Below are 16,298 nucleotides of genomic sequence, written 5' to 3'. Positions count from 1 at the left end.
TTATACACCCTGCTTTCGGTTACCCGTTACAAACATAATCAGGAACATTATAATAATCAAAAATACCGCAATTGTGGAACCCATTCCCCAATCCTGTGTCACAAGGAAGTGCTGCTCGATAGCCGTACCAAGCGTAATGACTCTATTACCGGCAATCAGTCTTGTAAGCATGAACAATGAAAGTGCCGGGATGAAGACTACCTGGCATCCCGTCTTTACACCATCTAACGTCAATGGGAAAATGACACGGCGGAATGTCATCCAACGGGACGCTCCCAAGTCATTGGCCGCATCCACAAGGGTTGGATTCATTTTATCAAGCGCATTGAATATCGGTAAGATCATAAACGGGATGAAAATATAAACCGAAACGAATATGAAGCTGAAATCCGTAAAGAGAATCTGCTGCTTTCCGATTCCTACCGCTTCTAGAAAACCATTCGCCACACCATAAGTGCCAAAAATACCAATGAAGGCATAAGCCTTCAAAAGTAAATTGATCCAGGAAGGAACGATGATCAGCAAAAGCCACAACTGCTTATGCTTTGTTTTCGTTAACAAATAAGCGGTCGGATAAGCGACTAAAAGGGATATCCCCGTAATCAGGAAAGCATACCAAAATGAGCTTAAAGTCATTTTTAAATATACAGGCGTAAAGAACTTTTGATAGTTAATCAAAGATAGATTGCCTTCAATGTCAAAGAAGGAATAGTAAAGGATTAACAAAATGGGTGCGATCACGAATAAAGCAATCCATAAGATATAGGGTATGAAGTAAATATTCCGGGATATTTTATTCTTCATGACTTTCCCCATCATGATACGCTTCCAGGCGTTTATCGAATTCTTCTTCCGTTTCACCCAATCGCATGACATGAATCGATTCCGGATCGAAATAAAGACCTATTTCATCTCCAACTGCCACTTTTTTCGTTGATTGGACAAGCCATTCATTTCCATCATGGTCATAACAGCTGATTTCATAATGAACACCGCGAAATAGCTGGGAATCCACCCGAACTTGCAGTTTTCCGCGATCTACGGAAGTAATCTCTAAATCTTCCGGACGGATGACGATATCGACAGCTTCATTACTGTTCAATCCTTGGTCGACACATTCGAACTGTCTGCCAACGAATTCCACACGGTAATCTTCAATCATTTTTCCTTTTACAATATTAGACTCACCGATGAAATCAGCAACGAACCGATTCAGCGGTTCATCATAAATATCCGTAGGAGTCCCGCTTTGCTGAATTTTCCCTTTGTTAAGGACAAAAATCTCATCTGACATCGCCAATGCTTCCTCTTGGTCATGAGTGACGAAGATAAACGTGATTCCAAGCCTCTGTTGCAGCTCCCGCAATTCATATTGCATTTCTGTACGCAATTTTAAATCGAGTGCAGATAGCGGTTCATCCAGTAGGATGACTTCAGGTTCATTAACAATCGCCCTGGCAATCGCTACCCGTTGCCGCTGACCGCCGGACATTTCCCTGATCTCCCGTTTTTCATACCCCTCCAAATTAACAAAGCTTAGGGCTTCCTTCACCTTGATTTCCACTTCCGAATTCTTCATTTTTTTGATCCGAAGACCAAATGCTACATTTTCAAATACATTTAAATGCGGAAAAAGTGCATAATCTTGAAATACCGTATTCACCTGCCTTTTATTGGCTGGCACATCATTGATTTTTTTTCCTTCGAAGTAAATATCACCTTTGGAGGCTTCCGTAAATCCGGCAATCAAGCGAAGGATCGTGGTCTTCCCACATCCGGAAGGACCCAAGAGCGTATAGAACTTCCCTCTCTCGATTTCAAAACTTACATTATCGAGAACTACCGTATCATCATCAAATTGCTTCGTAACCTGATCGAAGCGTATTATATTCCCGTTTGACATAGCTTCTTCCCTCTCTCCATTACCTTACTCATCAATCTTCAACGATTGCTTTTGTATTGAATTCTATAAGTATGATTCCGTCACCACGAGTAATAACTCTGACGGACCTTCAAAATCATTGATGATTTGATGTTCATCTGAAGCATGAAAATAAATCGACTCCCCTGCCTTGACAAAATACGTGTGTGTACCTAGCTTTACAATGACTCTTCCACGTAATACATAACCGAAAGTTTCAGACAAGGATGGTTCAAACTGTTTGAACTCCCCTTTTTCCTGGAGAGTCAGCCGAATAGGTTCCATTTCCTTTTCATTCGATTCAGGCACGAGCCACTGGATTTGATACCCGCGTTCTTCATCGATGAAAAATGTTTGTGCTTCTTCTTCATAAACCACTTTTTGGACTTGATCCTCTTCATCGAAGAACTGCTTCGGCTTGCAGCCGAGTACTTCTAAAATATTGAAAAGAGTTTCAATTGAAGGGGAACTAAGATCCCTTTCCAACTGTGAAATATATCCCTTGCTTAAATCCGTTCTTTCCCCCAATTCTTCCTGGGTCAATCCCTTTTTCAAGCGAAGGTTCTTTATTTTTTTTCCAATTTGCATCCCATTACCCTCAATCGGTTTACTTATAGTAAACCCACAGTAGATAAAGTTTTATATAAGTAAACTTTCAGTTTAATTTTACGAATATCATTATACAGGAAATGCAGGAAACTTCAAACGGAATTTCCAGGCGGGAATACAAAAAAGGACCGCCACTAGGCAGTCTCAGATTGTATACAAACTCGATGAAAATCCTCTACAGTTTTTTAATGGTTTGTATAATTGGAACGTTGATTTTCTCTCCAGGCACTCGCTTTCCGCGGGCGGTCCGGAAGCCTCCTCGGCGCCCTTGCGCCTGCGGGGTCTTCACTGGACACGCTTTTCCCGCAGGAGTCTCGTACCTTACGATCCAATCAACTTTGTTTAACTTTTAGATAGAACTCTTTGCCTAGTTTTTAAAATGGTAGTATCCAAAAACTTGAGTGATAAAGATACTTTTTTAACACGAGTCCATTTCAGCGAAATCGACTTGAAATGATTACAATTGTTGCCCTCGAAAGATCTTGCAGTCGGCCCGATTGTAACACCAAGATGATAACCGAGTCTCTGTGGAAGAATCACGAGAGGTCAACTATTCTCTATGCTTCACTTCCAATAGTAAATCAGAAAGGACCGCCACCTGGCAGTCCCCCTTTTACAACTTCAGACATATCTCTTGCGCTTTCTTTTCCCCATCAGCGATACAGTCCGGTATTCCGACACCATTGTATGAACAGCCCGCAAGTAAGACATTCGGATAACCCTTGGAGATTTTCGCCTCCAGTGATTGAACGATTTGAGGATGTTTAATATGGTAGTTCGGCATATTTTCATGCCATTTCGTCACTTCACTCGTTACTGGATTCCCGGAAATGCTTAGACTGTTTTTAATATCGCGTAAAGCCACAGAGATCAATTCCTGGTTTGTAAGGGACCTTAAGCGTTCATAGTCCGGACTAGAGCTTTTATAAAAAAGCCTTACCAAAAGCTGACTGTTTTCAGAAGTATGCTCCCATTTCCGGCTTGTCCATGTACATGCATTGCAGATCAAATCACTATTATCACCTGCAATGAAACCTGTCCCGTCTTTAGGAAGCATGCTGTCCGGGATATCGAATCCAAGATAAACGCTAATCATCGAACTATTGATCAAGCCGTCGAAGTCCTCATCCAACTCCCGATCACCCAATAATTTCTGGGCAATTGTATGCGGTGTACTCAATACGATGAAGTCCGTTTCCAGCGTTTCACCGTTTGCCAATGAAATGATGTACCCTTCATCTCCTCTTCCAATTTTATCCACACTAATCCCTTTTAAAATTTCCACCATATCGAGGCTTTCCTCAATTCTATCAACCAATGTTGATAAGCCATTTTTAAACGAAAGGAACTTCTTATTTCCCTTACTTTGGTATTTCTGCTTATTTTCCGATAGACCGCGTATTATACTGCCATATTCATTTTTATAATCCAGCATCTCCGGGAGTGTTTTGGCAATGGTCAATTCATTTAATTTTCCTGAGTAAACACCCGATAGGACAGGCGATATCTGCTTTTGCACCAATTCCTTACCAAAGAAGCTTTCAAGAAATAAACCAATTGAGTCATTCTTCGTAAACGTCTCATTTTTTGTATAGAAATCCTTTAAGGCGTCAACCTTGCCTTGGGCGGAAACCAGATCGCTTTTCGCCAGCGACTCCAGGCTCATTGGTATTCCGAATAGGGCATCCTCGGGGATTCCCTTAAGCATCCCATCTGTATGGATGAATGATTTTCCCGTCGCATTATAGACAACTTCATCCTCTAGGTTCAATTCCTTAATAAATGGTTTTATATTTTGTTTCCTAGCGACAATCGAATCGGCACCCGCTTCAATTTTAAATGGACCATTGTGCACAGTCCTTATTTTACCGCCTAGTTCCTCATTTCCTTCTATTAATATCAATCGTACGGAGAGACTCCTCGCTTTAACTGTTTTTTGTAAATAATACATGGTTGATAAACCGGTAATGCCTCCACCTACGACTACGACTGTTTTCATTGGGACTACACCTCGATTAACGAATTTTGCATTAAGTAAAGTGTACCATAAGGCAGCAGCATTATTAAAAGCCGCCCTTCTAATTCATTGGTTTCGTAATGAAACCTGTAACAAATTGGACAAAAAAAGACCTCTCCTCTTGGAAAAGTCCAGATCCAACAATATTTGTTATTCGTTCCTTATTCCATATCCTTGTTCATCATATCTAATCGATACTCCATTATCTCCATCAACCCGCTTCTGCCTGCTTTTTGAATCCCTGTATCCTGATACCCCGATTTCGAATATAGAGATTTTGCAATCACGTTCCTGACATTCACTGCCAGGATGATCGAATCCTTGTTTGGAAAAATCCCTTTTGCGAATTCCGGAAGGATTTGCAAGGCTTTCTTCGCAACCCCTTTACCTTGATGCTTTTGATCAACAAGAAATCCACGGAGTAATATCGCTTTTTTATCGTTGGTGAAAGGAGTGATATTCTCGCCAATGTGTAAAACGAAAAAACCAACTGGAATACCCTCAGCCAATATTACGATAGGATTCCTGTCGTAATCTTCCCGGCAATATTTCAGTGACTCTTCGGGGAGAGCTGAAAAAGGGGTTTGTGTATCCGGTAAATAAAACTGGGAAAGCTGGTGAAGATGTTCCGGTAAATAAGGCGTTAAGGTGATGGTCTCGATTTCCTTGTCCTGTTTCATTGAGCACACCCCCTTTCATCAATTATTGGATACATTAATGATTCGATGACGAGTCCGATATTCCCTTCACAAACCGCAAGGAGCACTGCCGAATATATAGGCAGTGCTCCTTAAGTAAATCAATGTGTATTTTCATTGATTGTCAGTGCTTCCCGTAAATTGATTTGCTGGCGGAGTATGTTGGCAACATCACGGGAAATTACTCGTTTTTCAAACATATCCTGCACTTCGTCCCGTTCTGCCTGGATCGCTTTGTAGAACAGCTCTCTTTCATAATCGGCCATTTTACTCGGGGTCCGGCCTCTATTTTCACGTTTGCATTTTAAAATCAGCACTTTATATTCTTCTATGATCATCGAGGATGTCCTATGATTATCGGCTGTAATTCCGGCCTGTATCTCTTGGATGGCCGCTTTATACATCCTGATTTTAAGATCCCTGACCTTTTCCAATCTCTCAAGATTGATTTTTCTTATTTCACTTTTATTAGGGAAAAATAATTTTAAAACCCTTAGCATGCTTCTTCTGAAAAGCGTTACCGACCTGAAAAAACGGAACTTCAGTCGATTTGTTACGGCACTTTCCATACGCTGGATGTATTCCTTGCATATATACGCCGTCTCCCGGTCCACTTTTTCATCCTTAATGAGCTTATCCAGGAATCTTTGCTCTGCTTCAAGGGCCTTGAAGCGAAGTTCTTTCTCTTCTTCCCTTAATGCAGCAGGTTCTTTCTCCTGTTCTACATAGGATAATTCATTGATCTTGGTAAAGTATCTCGAAATGATCGATAAAGCCGCTTCCCGGTTTTCATCTGTCATTTGTGACTCAATCACCCGAATGGCCGCTTGATGTGAGTGAATGGCAGCAGTTTTCGTTTTGTCAGCCTGCTTGTCCACCACTTCCTCTTCTTCGGACCGTGCCACTATTGGCAGAAATACACTCGCAACAATCAAGGTCAGCAAAATGACTCCTGCTGCAATGAAGATGATTAACGAACGCTCTGGAAAAGGACTTCCATCCGCCAACACATACGGAATCGAAAACGAACCCGCTAACGTTACAGCTCCGCGAACACCGGAAATGGTAATGATTCCGGCCGCTTTGAAGTCAGGTTTTTGGGCGCCTGCTTTTTTCGTCATCCAGCCAATCGACCAGGCAGCCGTAAGCCAAATGAATCGCAAAGCGAAGAGGAAAAGTGTAATGATCACGATATAAAGGATCACTTGTCCATTATTGAAGGCTGGATCTTGAAAGATAGTTTTCGCAACGCTTGGGATTTGCAAGCCAAGCAAAACGAATACAAGACCATTCAATACATATAAAATGACGGACCATGTACTCTTTGATACGACCTGAAGTTCCACAGTTGGTGATATTTCCCGATCTCGTTCAATGGCATGGACAATTCCCCCAGCCACGACTGCTAAAATCCCAGAAAGGTGGAAATGTTCCACAGCGAGGAAAATAATAAAAGGAGTTAGGATTTGGATCAGCATATGCATCGTGACGTCTTCCATCCCTAAACGGCGAAGAAATACACGAAGCCTGATAATGATGAAAGCAAGTATTGCTCCACCTACAAACCCACCAATTGCAATCCATATGAAACTGAAGGTTGCGTCGACTAAGGAGAAAACACCAGTGACTGTTGCCGCAACGGCAAACTTAAAGGCAACTAGACCTGAGGCATCATTCATTAGTCCTTCTCCTTCGAGAAGGTGCATGATGCTCTTCGGTAACTTGACCCGACTCGCCAAAGCGCTCACTGCCACAACATCCGTGGGTGACAAAATGGCCGCCAAAGCGAATGCTGCCGGCAATGGAATCGAAGGGATCATCCAATTAATTAAATACCCGCCTGCCCAAACCGTTATGAATACAAGGCCCAGTGCAAGCATTAGAATGGGTGCCCTCAACTTCCATAGTGCTGTTCGGGGTACATTTTTGCCATCATTGAACAATAGTGGCGCGATGAATAACAGCAAAAATAATTCCGTCTCCATCTCAACATGCATACCCAGGGGTAAAAGTGCAAATATGACACCCAGTGCTATCTGTATTAATGGTACAGGTATAAAGGGTATAAAATGATTAATTACATTAGACACTCCAATCAATATAAGAAGGGCTAATATAACAAGAAAAAACTCCATACAAACATCAAACTTCCTCTCTCATCTATTCTCATAACTATTAGCGTAACATATTTATACCCATTCATTCATGCATTAACTATTCTAACCTAGAATCCTCCTGAATAATGATACCTGTTATAATATCTGAAGTTCGAGGTGATTGGATATATATAAAATCCACTCCATCAACAAACTTGGTTACACATAAAACAGAAAAAAAGCTGATTGGCTAACCATAATCAGCTTTTCCCGCTTGATGAATGAAAATGGTCTTTATGAAGGGACATTCCAAATAACAAGTTGGGACTAAAAAAACTTATTTAGTTCCCGGGACAAAGAGACGAAGATGTTTGTGCAGTACATTTGCCTGGAAAGGAAGAAGGATGCCTTCATCGCCATCGATATTGACTGCCAGTTCCTCTGAAGTGGCTAAATGGAGCTTGGATGTTTTAATATATTCAACTTCGTCATGCTCCTTGATCTCCCCCCTGATCAAACTGGGAATAATCTTGACGATGAGAGGAAGAGATAAATCCTTAATGATGAATGTGTGCAGCTTTCCATCATTCACTTCCGCCTCTGGTGCAAGTTGTTCGAAACCGCCGACAGAGTTAGTCATTGTTGCAATTAGTAAATGAGCCTCGCCCATCCATTTTCCCTGATCATGTTCAACCGTTAAAGGAAATGGAGTCTTTTTAATGATCGCTTTTGCTCCTTCAATGAAATATGCAAAAGACCCTAGACGGGTTTTCTGTTCAACGGTAACATTATAGGTAGCCTCGGCGATCGCCCCTACTGCCAACACATTCATGAAGTAACGGTCATTGATCTTCCCTATGTCCGATTCCTTAATATGCATATCCTTTAATATCTCAATGGCTGCATTGGGATTCAGGGGTATACCCAAAGATCTCGCGAAGTCATTAATGGTTCCTAGTGGAATGATTCCGAAAATAGGCCGATGTTGCTGCTCGCCCAAGCCATTCACTATCTCATTCACCGTTCCATCCCCACCCATGGAAATGACAGCATCGAACCTTTCTGCACAGGCCTCCTTTGCAAAATCCGTAGCATCCCCCTCGCCCTCCGTTTTACAAACGCTTACCTCATCATAAATCTCACCAAGGGCCTCTTTTGCTTTCGGCAAAATCTTTCCTGCCTTTTCCTTACCTGAAGACGGATTGATGATAATCATCGCTTTCGACATATGCTACCTCCCATTATTGTACTTCTACTAGCAAGTTACCTCTTTACTGATGTACTAAAACCACACGGACATTTTTTCTGATTGTTAAATAAGCATTTACTTACAAATAATCGCTTTCACTTGAATATTGCCTTCATTTTAAAACAAGCTATTATGTGTTACATAGGCTTTGAAACAGGCATTCACTTATCACTGAACTTTCCTGTTCCACATCTGTTACATTAATACCTTGCTCAACCAATTGAAAATCGTCTGTCCCTTTCGCTCCCTCTTTGTTTTTCCCTTTCATTAAAAGCATCATTTCTTCCATTCCCTACTTGCCGTGAAGAAAAATACAAAAGTAAATGGATGATAAATCCCTTTCCTATAAGGTTTTCACACTATCAATGAAAAAAATTTCAAATTTTCTGTAAAATACCTATACAATTTCCAAATTCGGGTATATACTGTATTATAACAACAAACAAATAACCAAAACTGTACTATAAAGAGGAGGAGCGAGACATGCAAGCAAATCAATCAGATTTATTCATAATCGATTCATTTAAACATTGCCCGGAGTGTGGTGAAACACATGTGGACCACTCAGATTCCTATCTGATGGAATGCGATCGCTGCCTTTCCAAACGTGAAGAATAAAGCAATCGGAAAATATATCTACCATTAAAAGGAGGAAATATCATGCAAATGAAAAAATCGATTGAGTTTTTTAACAATATCCCTGCTAAACATTGCCCCGAGTGCGGTGACCATATTATTGAGCACGCTGAGTCCTACTTAATGGAATGTGACCGCTGCCTTTCCAAACGCGAAGACTGATTAAACCAAATAAAAAAAGGAGGAACCATCATGCAAACTATAAATCCACTGGAATTCTTCAGGACACTGCCGCCTAAACAATGTTCGGAGTGCGGAACCCATATCACTGAACAAGCTGAATCCTACTTAATGGAATGTGACCACTGCCTTTCCAAACGCGAAGACTGATTAAACCAAATCAAGAAGGAGGGATCATCATGCAAACGAAAAATCCATTGGAATTCTTCAGGACACTGCCGCCTAAACAATGTTCGGAGTGCGGGACCCATATCATTGAACAAGCTGAATCCTACTTAATGGAATGTGACCGCTGCCTTTCGAAACACGAAGACTAAATTAAACCAAATCATAAGGAGGAATCATCATGCAAACCAAAAACCCATTGGAATTCTTCAGGGCACTGCCGCCTAAACAATGTTCGGAATGCGGGACCCATATCACTGAACAAGCTGAATCCTACCTCTTGGAATGTGACCGCTGCCTTTCCAAAAAAGATGAATATTAATATAAGATGCTGACATCAAGAAGCTGCTATATAGGCAAATTTGATGTCAGCATTATTTCCTTGCATTCAAAAAAGGATGTCCCCGGGACACCCTTCAGCCGTACTTATTTTTTTATCTCCCAATATATTTGTCTACATATTTTCCGCTTATCTGCCTGCTGCTGTATTGTAAGAAGTCCAATGCAAAAATCATGAATTCAAGGCCTAGGCGCTTATCCGAACGCATAAAATCAGAACCTAGCAGTTTCTCCAATTTTTCAAGCCTATGATATAGCGTTTGCCGGACAATGAATAGTTGTTTCGATGTTTCCTGTTTGGAACCGTTACAAGCAAGATAGGTCTTCAGGGTAGGCATTAACTCACCATTGTTTTGCTTGTCATATTCAATGACCGGACCTAAATATTCGTAAACCGTTTCCTCCAGATTACCATGTTTATTTATGAGCGAAATCATGCGATGCATATGTAAGTCCTGATAAAAGAAGCTCCTGTTATCCTCTGGTAATGTATCCTGAAGCAGCAAAGTCTCACGGGCCGTTTCATAACTTTTATAAATCTCACTTAACCTTTGAACATGCTTTCCAAACCCAATGGAAAGCAGACCCATGCGATTACGCCCGCTTACATCCATTTTCATGATTCGATCCACCGCGCTTGTAACCCTTGATTTCCAATCTTCAGATGCACGATTATCACCTAAAATAAAAACAAGATGCTGATGTATTTCCATGGAAAATATCTGAAAGCCGTACTGTTCAAAAACTGTTCTAAACATTATCTTAAAATAGGTTCCATCTAATTTTGTGGAACTTTTATTATATTTTGGGTGTTGTTTGCAAATGCAAACAATTCCGCCATCCAACTGCATTTTCGGATCAATATAGGAAAGCCTCTCCCGGATTGCTTCGTCACTATATTCACCTTCAATCCAATTTGTAAGCCATTTACTTTCTTCCGACATTTTCTTTTCTTCTATATATAACTCCCTTAATAGATGCTGTGCCAATGCGGTAGCCGTTCGATCCAAGATTAGTGAATCAAAATCAGTCAACTCTCTGTCATTGCTGTAAATGAGCAGTTCCGCATAATTTTCACCCAGCACTTGAATCGGCTGTCCAAGAACGGTTTTATCCAATTTCCGCTTCTCTTCGTATATGTCCGCCACCATTTGATAGGTTATTTTTTTCTTTATTTTTGGAATGCTGGCTATATCATTTTCATTAAAGATAAGAATAACCTGTACATTTAAATAGCTGTGGAGAAATTTTAGAATTGGTTCATAATGGTCAATTTCGAGGAGATTTTTATTTAACTGCTGGGAGTAGTTTTCTAGGTTGGAGATCATCTCATATTGTTTATTGATGATAAGGGAATGAATATCCTGCGTGATTTCTACGAAAGGGACTTCTTCATGAAATAGGATGATAGGGAATTGCCGTTCATTTGCGAGATCGATCGCACATTGCGGCACGGCCATGGTGTTGGCGCCAATCTCTATACAGAGTCCAGCTGCATCGCATTCAATTAACTGCCTTAAGTAGGATAGAAATGTGTCATCGCAATCTTTCCACCCTAAACCGGTAGTCAGAATCAGTTCATTTCCATTTAACAAATGGCTGATTTGGGTGACTTCCATGCAGTGTACCCACTTCACTTGGCGCTTTATCCCACTGCTACCCGCAATTATATCCGTCAGATTAAAATGCTTGCGTGTTAGAATTTCCTCGATTGTAATCGATGTATTCATCCATACACATCCTTTTATAAAACTGCTTTAAAATCTATTATAAACGGACAACCTTTAAATCTCCAGACACTTGTTAGAAAATCTAACGTCAAAATTCTACAAAAAACTCGAACAGATACAAGAAAAAGGACCCATTCGCGAGGAATAGGCCTGTTCCATAACTATTTCAATTCAATTTTTTGAACAGCAATGTAGAGAAGTATTTCCTTCCTTCCGGGGTTTTGATGTTCAATTGCTTCCATTCCTGCTTCGTTCCTTCAATCAGTTCAAAATCGAGAAAAGCTCCACTTAAACTTTCGGAAACCCGGGTGATTCGATATCCTCTTTCAAGTAAAAAGTCGATTTGTTCCCTTTCTAAGCGATACTCTTGATATTCGGACATTTCCTTCCCCCCTTTTTTCATACGTTCTCTTTGCCGGTTGAAGCCGGAAAAACCATCTCTTCCTCAAGTTTTGGATCCTTTTCGATATTCCAATCCCTGCCTACGGAAATGCCTAAATATTTCTCATCGCTGGGATCAATGATTTCAGCTTGTTCATATTGCTTGAACCACCAATATTTAGCTAATATATAATAACTTGCACCGCCGAGAAGTAAGCCAATAATAAACGAATAATTTGAAAAAATCGTGGCACCGATTCCTCCAATCACCCAAGAAATGATTCCTGCCCAATTCACACCATTCAAGTATTTATACTGGCCTTCACTCTCATAGAGTTCTTTTACATTCACTCTGCGTTTACGGAGGAAATAGTAATCCGCTACAAGGATGCCGACAATGGATGCCAGGATTCCACCTATTATTAATAAAACTTCTATTATGATGCCGAACAGGCTCCATGGCTGAACCACTATCCCAATAAACCCCGCCACAACGACTCCCGCCCAAAATGGCATTTTAGGACCCATGACATTGGAGAAAATGGTAGCTGCGGGAATGACATTGGCCGTAGTATTCGTCGACCATTGAGCGAATACGATCATGATTAAAAGGACGCCGAGAGCAATTCCACTTGCTGATCCCTGTATGGCAACCACAGGATCATAATTGGAAACAGCCATATAAGAAACCGCTCCGATGATTACCATGAACGTCTGTGTGATGGGATAGGTGATAATATTCCCAATTATTTGCCCCTTATTGCGCTTGAACCAATTTTTTTCATTTTTTGGTGCCTTTATATAGCGGGAAAGCGTGGGCATATCCGCAGTCAACGTGCCCCAAAATCCCATATTAGCCATGATGACTACCATGAAAGCCGTGGCGGCAGCCCCGCCAGTGACCGGACTTTCAATCCAGGACCATACATCTCTTCCTTGGGCCACTGCCTGATCGGATAGAGTGAAATACATCCAGCCAGAAATTAAAATGATAACGGGCGCCGCCAAGTCGGCGAATCGTTCTATCGACTTTATTCCCATTGCCGTGTTGACTAATTGTAAAACGGCAAAAATGAGGAAGCATATAAACCAATTATCAAAATCAAAAAGGGTTGTGAAGATAGCGTTCATTGCAGTGGCTCCGAAGTAAGTATTGAGGCCGAACCAGCATGACGCTACAAAACCCCGTACAACCGAAGGGATGTGGGTGCCAATCGTACCGAACGGCGCCCTCATATAGACCGGGAATGATATTCCATGTTCAACACCAATATCTCCTGTCATTGTCATCAAAAAGCCGAGAGCCACACAGGCAATGACCGTTGCAAGAACGACCCAGCCTAAGGATAAACTTTGAACACCGTTCCCACCGATTGCGAAGGCAGCCAATACTACAGCCATGCCCACCCAAATGAAACCAAATCCGGCTGCACTTATATTTTTCTCACTATGAGGTATAGGCAGCAAATCGGGAGACTTTAAATATTCTTTCTTCTCACTCATAGATAATCCCCCTAAATTAATTTGCAACATTCCTTACCGAAATTAGACTGGAAGCTTTTTCCCGGTATCCGGCTTCAGCGCCGCTTTATATTTTGCCCGTTTCAGGAATTGCCCTTTTCCAGCTTCGCCTACAAATTGTTTGTCTTTAATGACGAATTGACCTCTCGATAAAACGGAAACCGGTTCACCTGTAATTTCCATACCTTCAAACGCATTATAATCTACAGCCATGTGATGAGTATCTGCAGAAATGGCCCTTTCAACTTTCGGGTCAAAAATGACAATATCAGCATCCGAGCCCACTGCAATCGTCCCTTTCTTAGGGAATAATCCAAATAGTTTGGCAGCACGCGTAGAGGTCATGTCGACGAATTGATTCAAGGTAATACGCTCTTTCATGACCCCTTCAGAAAAGAGGATGCTCATGCGGTCCTCAATCGTTGGACCACCGTTCGGTATTTTCGTGAAATCTTCACGTCCAAGCTCCTTTTGTCCCTTAAAATCAAAAGAGCATTGATCGGAGCCGATCGTTTGCAGCTGCCCCGTTTTCAAAGCATTCCATAGCACTTCCTGGTTTTTCTTCTCCCTTAACGGCGGGGACCATACATACTTAGATCCTTCGAAATGGGGCTTTTCAAGATAAGACTGGTCAAGAACCAAATATTGCGGACAAGTCTCCCCCCAAATATCCACCCCTTTATTTCTTGCCTCAGTGATTTTTTCAACCGCATCTTCACAGGTGACATGAACCACATAGAGCTGACCATTTGCCATTTCCGTCAGTTTAGCTGCCCGTCCAGTCGCTTCCCCTTCAAGCTCCGGAGGCCTTGTCAGTGCATGGTAAATTGGATCGGTGTTACCTTCGGCAAGCGCCTGCTTTGTAAGATAATCGATGACATCACCATTTTCAGCGTGAACCATGACAAGTGCCCCAAGTTCCTTTGCTTGCAGCAAAGTGCGGTATAATGTGGCATCATCAGCTTGAAAGACATTCTTGTAAGCCATGAACACTTTAAAGGAAGAAATCCCTTCATTATCGATGATACTTGGCAGCTCAGCCAATACATCATCATTAATCTCACTGATCATCAAATGAAAACCATAATCTATGGCCGCTTTTTCATTGGCCTTTTCATGCCATGTTTCAATTGCTTTCTTTAATGGCACCCCTTTTTCAGTCAGACAAAAGTCGATGATCGTTGTCGTGCCTCCATATGCAGCAGCAATCGTCCCCGTTTCATAATCATCCTTTGTCGTTGTCCCTCCAAACGGCATATCGAGATGGGTATGCGGATCAATGCCTCCCGGAAAAATATAAGCGCCTTTTGCATCAATGATTTCAGCCCCCTCAGCCGACAGGTCCTTGCCAATCATTGCAATCTTCTCATTTTCAATCAATATATCCGCCTGATACGTATCTGCAGCGGTTGCAATCGTTCCATTTTTAATGATTTTCTTCATCTTCGACCCCTCCATCATTTTACGAAATCAACACGTTCACTGCTTATGCCCCCAAGGAACGATTGGCGCTCATTCCATGTCATTGGCGGTAATTCATTTGTCAATTCGATCATATCGATCGCCCCATCGACCGGACAGACGATCGAGCAAAGATTACAGCCTACGCAATCTTCTTCGCGCACTCTCAAGAAGGAGCTGCCTGACGTGTCCTTTAACATATCTATACATTGATGAGATGTATCTTCACACGCAATATGGCATTTATTGCAGTTAATGCACACATCATTATTAATGCGCGCAACGACCTTATAATTAAGATCTAAATTCCCCCAATCGGAATAGCGCGGTACGGACTTACCGACAATATCCATCACAGAAGAAATCCCTTTTTCATCAAGGTAATTGGTCAGGCCATCAATCAAGTCTTCTACTATTCTAAAACCGTGATGCATGGCAGCCGTACAAATTTGAACTCCAGTCGAACCCATCAATAAAAATTCCACCGTATCCTGCCAGTTTGAAATGCCGCCTATTCCGGAAATGGGAACATTGATCATTTTATTCCTTGCACACTCAGCCACCATATTCAAAGCAATCGGCTTCACGGCGGGACCGCAATACCCTCCGTGAGCCCCCTTGCCGCCTACATGGGGAATCGTATTCCATGAATGGATGTCCACTCCTGCCAAGCTGTTGATCGTATTGATCATGCTTATTGCATCCGCACCGCCGCGCACCGCCGCTTCAGCCGTAACCGTAATGTCGGTTATATTGGGTGTAAGCTTGACGATGACGGGTTTGGATGCAGCTTCCTTCGCCCAGTATGTTTGCTTTTCCACAAGCTCGGGAACCTGTCCCGAGGCAGCTCCCATCCCACGCTCTGCCATACCATGCGGGCAACCAAAGTTCAACTCGTAACCATCGACCCCTACATCTTCTATTCGCTTGATGATTTCATGCCACTTTTCCTGTTGTGGCTCCACCATCACCGATGCAATGATTGCATGATCAGGGAACCTCTTCTTCGTTTCATATATTTCTTTCAGATTCACTTCAAGTGGACGATCCGTAATCAATTCTATATTGTTGAACCCGGCAACTCTCTGTCCATTAAAGCCGACCGCTGCAAAACGTGATGAGACATTCAGGATGGGTTCACCCAATGTCTTCCAAACAGCTCCACCCCAGCCAGCTTCAAATGCGCGCTGGACTTGATAACCCGAATTAGTAGGTGGTGCAGAAGCAAGCCAAAAAGGATTGGGGGATTTAATACCTGCAAGATCAATTGATAAATCAGCCATGATAAGCCTCCT

General features: G+C 42.0%; 18 protein-coding genes. 5 read left to right on the top strand and 13 right to left on the bottom strand.

The genetic code is table 11. The features are described from left to right. From QNH43_RS01190 to QNH43_RS01155, 8 genes are all read right to left on the bottom strand, one after another. Positions 1–804: an ABC transporter permease gene (locus tag QNH43_RS01190; RefSeq protein ID WP_283916524.1), complete on the bottom strand. Its 804-nt coding sequence runs from the start codon at positions 802–804 to the stop codon at positions 1–3. Then, positions 794–1,903, bottom strand: coding sequence for an ABC transporter ATP-binding protein (locus QNH43_RS01185; RefSeq protein WP_076372616.1), 1,110 nt, complete (start codon positions 1,901–1,903; stop codon positions 794–796). Before QNH43_RS01185 ends, QNH43_RS01190 begins: the two co-directional genes overlap by 11 nt. A 63-nt stretch (positions 1,904–1,966) precedes the next feature. Next, positions 1,967–2,509, bottom strand: a complete 543-nt coding sequence (locus tag QNH43_RS01180; RefSeq protein ID WP_076372618.1) for a helix-turn-helix domain-containing protein — start codon at positions 2,507–2,509, stop codon at positions 1,967–1,969. Between the two features lie 634 nt (positions 2,510–3,143). Further along, the gene (locus QNH43_RS01175; RefSeq protein ID WP_283916523.1) at positions 3,144–4,529 is read right to left on the bottom strand and encodes a protoporphyrinogen oxidase; all 1,386 of its coding nucleotides are present in this window, start codon (positions 4,527–4,529) and stop codon (positions 3,144–3,146) included. Positions 4,530–4,708: 179 nt separating this feature from the next. Beyond that, complete coding sequence (locus QNH43_RS01170; RefSeq protein ID WP_283916522.1) at positions 4,709–5,227, bottom strand: GNAT family N-acetyltransferase; 519 nt, start codon at positions 5,225–5,227, stop codon at positions 4,709–4,711. A 119-nt stretch (positions 5,228–5,346) separates the two neighbouring features. Then, positions 5,347–7,380, bottom strand: a complete 2,034-nt coding sequence (locus QNH43_RS01165) for a Na+/H+ antiporter (protein ID WP_283916521.1) — start codon at positions 7,378–7,380, stop codon at positions 5,347–5,349. A 298-nt stretch (positions 7,381–7,678) separates the two neighbouring features. Next, positions 7,679–8,569 carry a diacylglycerol/lipid kinase family protein gene (locus QNH43_RS01160; RefSeq protein ID WP_076372626.1) on the bottom strand — a complete coding sequence of 297 codons (891 nt, stop codon included), beginning with the start codon at positions 8,567–8,569 and terminating at the stop codon, positions 7,679–7,681. Between the two features lie 151 nt (positions 8,570–8,720). Then, on the bottom strand, positions 8,721–8,870 hold the full coding sequence (locus QNH43_RS01155) for a hypothetical protein (protein WP_283916520.1): 150 nt from the start codon (positions 8,868–8,870) through the stop codon (positions 8,721–8,723). Between the two features lie 203 nt (positions 8,871–9,073). Between QNH43_RS01155 and yhfH (QNH43_RS01150) the strand changes: the two genes are divergently transcribed. Genes yhfH (QNH43_RS01150) through yhfH (QNH43_RS01130) form a run of 5 tightly spaced genes read left to right on the top strand, consistent with a single transcriptional unit; the run spans position 9,074 to position 9,893 of the window. Further along, positions 9,074–9,208: a protein YhfH gene (gene yhfH / locus QNH43_RS01150; protein ID WP_098372155.1), complete on the top strand. Its 135-nt coding sequence runs from the start codon at positions 9,074–9,076 to the stop codon at positions 9,206–9,208. A gap of 42 nt (positions 9,209–9,250) precedes the next feature. After that, positions 9,251–9,388, top strand: coding sequence for a protein YhfH (gene yhfH / locus QNH43_RS01145; RefSeq protein ID WP_098372156.1), 138 nt, complete (start codon positions 9,251–9,253; stop codon positions 9,386–9,388). Positions 9,389–9,418: 30 nt separating this feature from the next. Beyond that, complete coding sequence (yhfH, locus tag QNH43_RS01140) at positions 9,419–9,556, top strand: protein YhfH (RefSeq protein ID WP_076372630.1); 138 nt, start codon at positions 9,419–9,421, stop codon at positions 9,554–9,556. A 29-nt stretch (positions 9,557–9,585) separates the two neighbouring features. Further along, positions 9,586–9,723, top strand: a complete 138-nt coding sequence (yhfH, locus tag QNH43_RS01135) for a protein YhfH (RefSeq protein ID WP_076372632.1) — start codon at positions 9,586–9,588, stop codon at positions 9,721–9,723. Between the two features lie 29 nt (positions 9,724–9,752). Continuing rightward, entirely contained in the window at positions 9,753–9,893 is a 141-nt protein-coding gene (gene yhfH, locus QNH43_RS01130; protein WP_283916519.1) for a protein YhfH, read from the top strand. Between the two features lie 112 nt (positions 9,894–10,005). On the opposite strand, the gene QNH43_RS01125 is transcribed toward yhfH (QNH43_RS01130), so the two are convergent. The 5 genes from QNH43_RS01125 to preA all read right to left on the bottom strand — a co-directional run bounded on the left by QNH43_RS01125 (position 10,006) and on the right by preA (position 16,286). Then, positions 10,006–11,640 (bottom strand): PucR family transcriptional regulator, encoded by a 1,635-nt coding sequence (locus QNH43_RS01125; protein WP_283916518.1) that lies wholly within the window; start codon positions 11,638–11,640, stop codon positions 10,006–10,008. 166 nt (positions 11,641–11,806) lie between these two features. Further along, on the bottom strand, positions 11,807–12,022 hold the full coding sequence (locus tag QNH43_RS01120; RefSeq protein ID WP_063236190.1) for a hypothetical protein: 216 nt from the start codon (positions 12,020–12,022) through the stop codon (positions 11,807–11,809). 17 nt (positions 12,023–12,039) lie between these two features. Further along, positions 12,040–13,524 carry an NCS1 family transporter gene (locus tag QNH43_RS01115; RefSeq protein WP_283916517.1) on the bottom strand — a complete coding sequence of 495 codons (1,485 nt, stop codon included), beginning with the start codon at positions 13,522–13,524 and terminating at the stop codon, positions 12,040–12,042. A 42-nt stretch (positions 13,525–13,566) separates the two neighbouring features. Further along, on the bottom strand, positions 13,567–14,985 hold the full coding sequence (hydA, locus tag QNH43_RS01110) for a dihydropyrimidinase (RefSeq protein ID WP_283916516.1): 1,419 nt from the start codon (positions 14,983–14,985) through the stop codon (positions 13,567–13,569). A gap of 14 nt (positions 14,986–14,999) precedes the next feature. Continuing rightward, positions 15,000–16,286 carry an NAD-dependent dihydropyrimidine dehydrogenase subunit PreA gene (gene preA / locus QNH43_RS01105; RefSeq protein WP_283916515.1) on the bottom strand — a complete coding sequence of 429 codons (1,287 nt, stop codon included), beginning with the start codon at positions 16,284–16,286 and terminating at the stop codon, positions 15,000–15,002. Positions 16,287–16,298 lie beyond the last annotated feature (12 nt).

The sequence above is a fragment of the Peribacillus simplex genome (assembly GCF_030123325.1).
Classification (GTDB): Bacteria; Bacillota; Bacilli; order Bacillales; family DSM-1321; genus Peribacillus; species Peribacillus simplex_D.
This window is presented reverse-complemented; position numbering and strand designations above follow the sequence as displayed.

Excerpts from the sequence above, each read along its gene's own strand:
- QNH43_RS01190 (WP_283916524.1), bottom strand. The coding sequence starts at position 804 with ATGAAGAATAAAATATCCCGGAATATTTACTTCATACCCTATATCTTA.
- QNH43_RS01185 (WP_076372616.1), bottom strand. The coding sequence starts at position 1,903 with ATGTCAAACGGGAATATAATACGCTTCGATCAGGTTACGAAGCAATTT.
- QNH43_RS01180 (WP_076372618.1), bottom strand. The coding sequence starts at position 2,509 with ATGCAAATTGGAAAAAAAATAAAGAACCTTCGCTTGAAAAAGGGATTG.
- QNH43_RS01175 (WP_283916523.1), bottom strand. The coding sequence starts at position 4,529 with ATGAAAACAGTCGTAGTCGTAGGTGGAGGCATTACCGGTTTATCAACC.
- QNH43_RS01170 (WP_283916522.1), bottom strand. The coding sequence starts at position 5,227 with ATGAAACAGGACAAGGAAATCGAGACCATCACCTTAACGCCTTATTTA.
- QNH43_RS01165 (WP_283916521.1), bottom strand. The coding sequence starts at position 7,380 with ATGGAGTTTTTTCTTGTTATATTAGCCCTTCTTATATTGATTGGAGTG.
- QNH43_RS01160 (WP_076372626.1), bottom strand. The coding sequence starts at position 8,569 with ATGTCGAAAGCGATGATTATCATCAATCCGTCTTCAGGTAAGGAAAAG.
- QNH43_RS01155 (WP_283916520.1), bottom strand. The coding sequence starts at position 8,870 with ATGATGCTTTTAATGAAAGGGAAAAACAAAGAGGGAGCGAAAGGGACA.
- yhfH (WP_098372155.1), top strand. The coding sequence starts at position 9,074 with ATGCAAGCAAATCAATCAGATTTATTCATAATCGATTCATTTAAACAT.
- yhfH (WP_098372156.1), top strand. The coding sequence starts at position 9,251 with ATGCAAATGAAAAAATCGATTGAGTTTTTTAACAATATCCCTGCTAAA.
- yhfH (WP_076372630.1), top strand. The coding sequence starts at position 9,419 with ATGCAAACTATAAATCCACTGGAATTCTTCAGGACACTGCCGCCTAAA.
- yhfH (WP_076372632.1), top strand. The coding sequence starts at position 9,586 with ATGCAAACGAAAAATCCATTGGAATTCTTCAGGACACTGCCGCCTAAA.
- yhfH (WP_283916519.1), top strand. The coding sequence starts at position 9,753 with ATGCAAACCAAAAACCCATTGGAATTCTTCAGGGCACTGCCGCCTAAA.
- QNH43_RS01125 (WP_283916518.1), bottom strand. The coding sequence starts at position 11,640 with ATGAATACATCGATTACAATCGAGGAAATTCTAACACGCAAGCATTTT.
- QNH43_RS01120 (WP_063236190.1), bottom strand. The coding sequence starts at position 12,022 with ATGTCCGAATATCAAGAGTATCGCTTAGAAAGGGAACAAATCGACTTT.
- QNH43_RS01115 (WP_283916517.1), bottom strand. The coding sequence starts at position 13,524 with ATGAGTGAGAAGAAAGAATATTTAAAGTCTCCCGATTTGCTGCCTATA.
- hydA (WP_283916516.1), bottom strand. The coding sequence starts at position 14,985 with ATGAAGAAAATCATTAAAAATGGAACGATTGCAACCGCTGCAGATACG.
- preA (WP_283916515.1), bottom strand. The coding sequence starts at position 16,286 with ATGGCTGATTTATCAATTGATCTTGCAGGTATTAAATCCCCCAATCCT.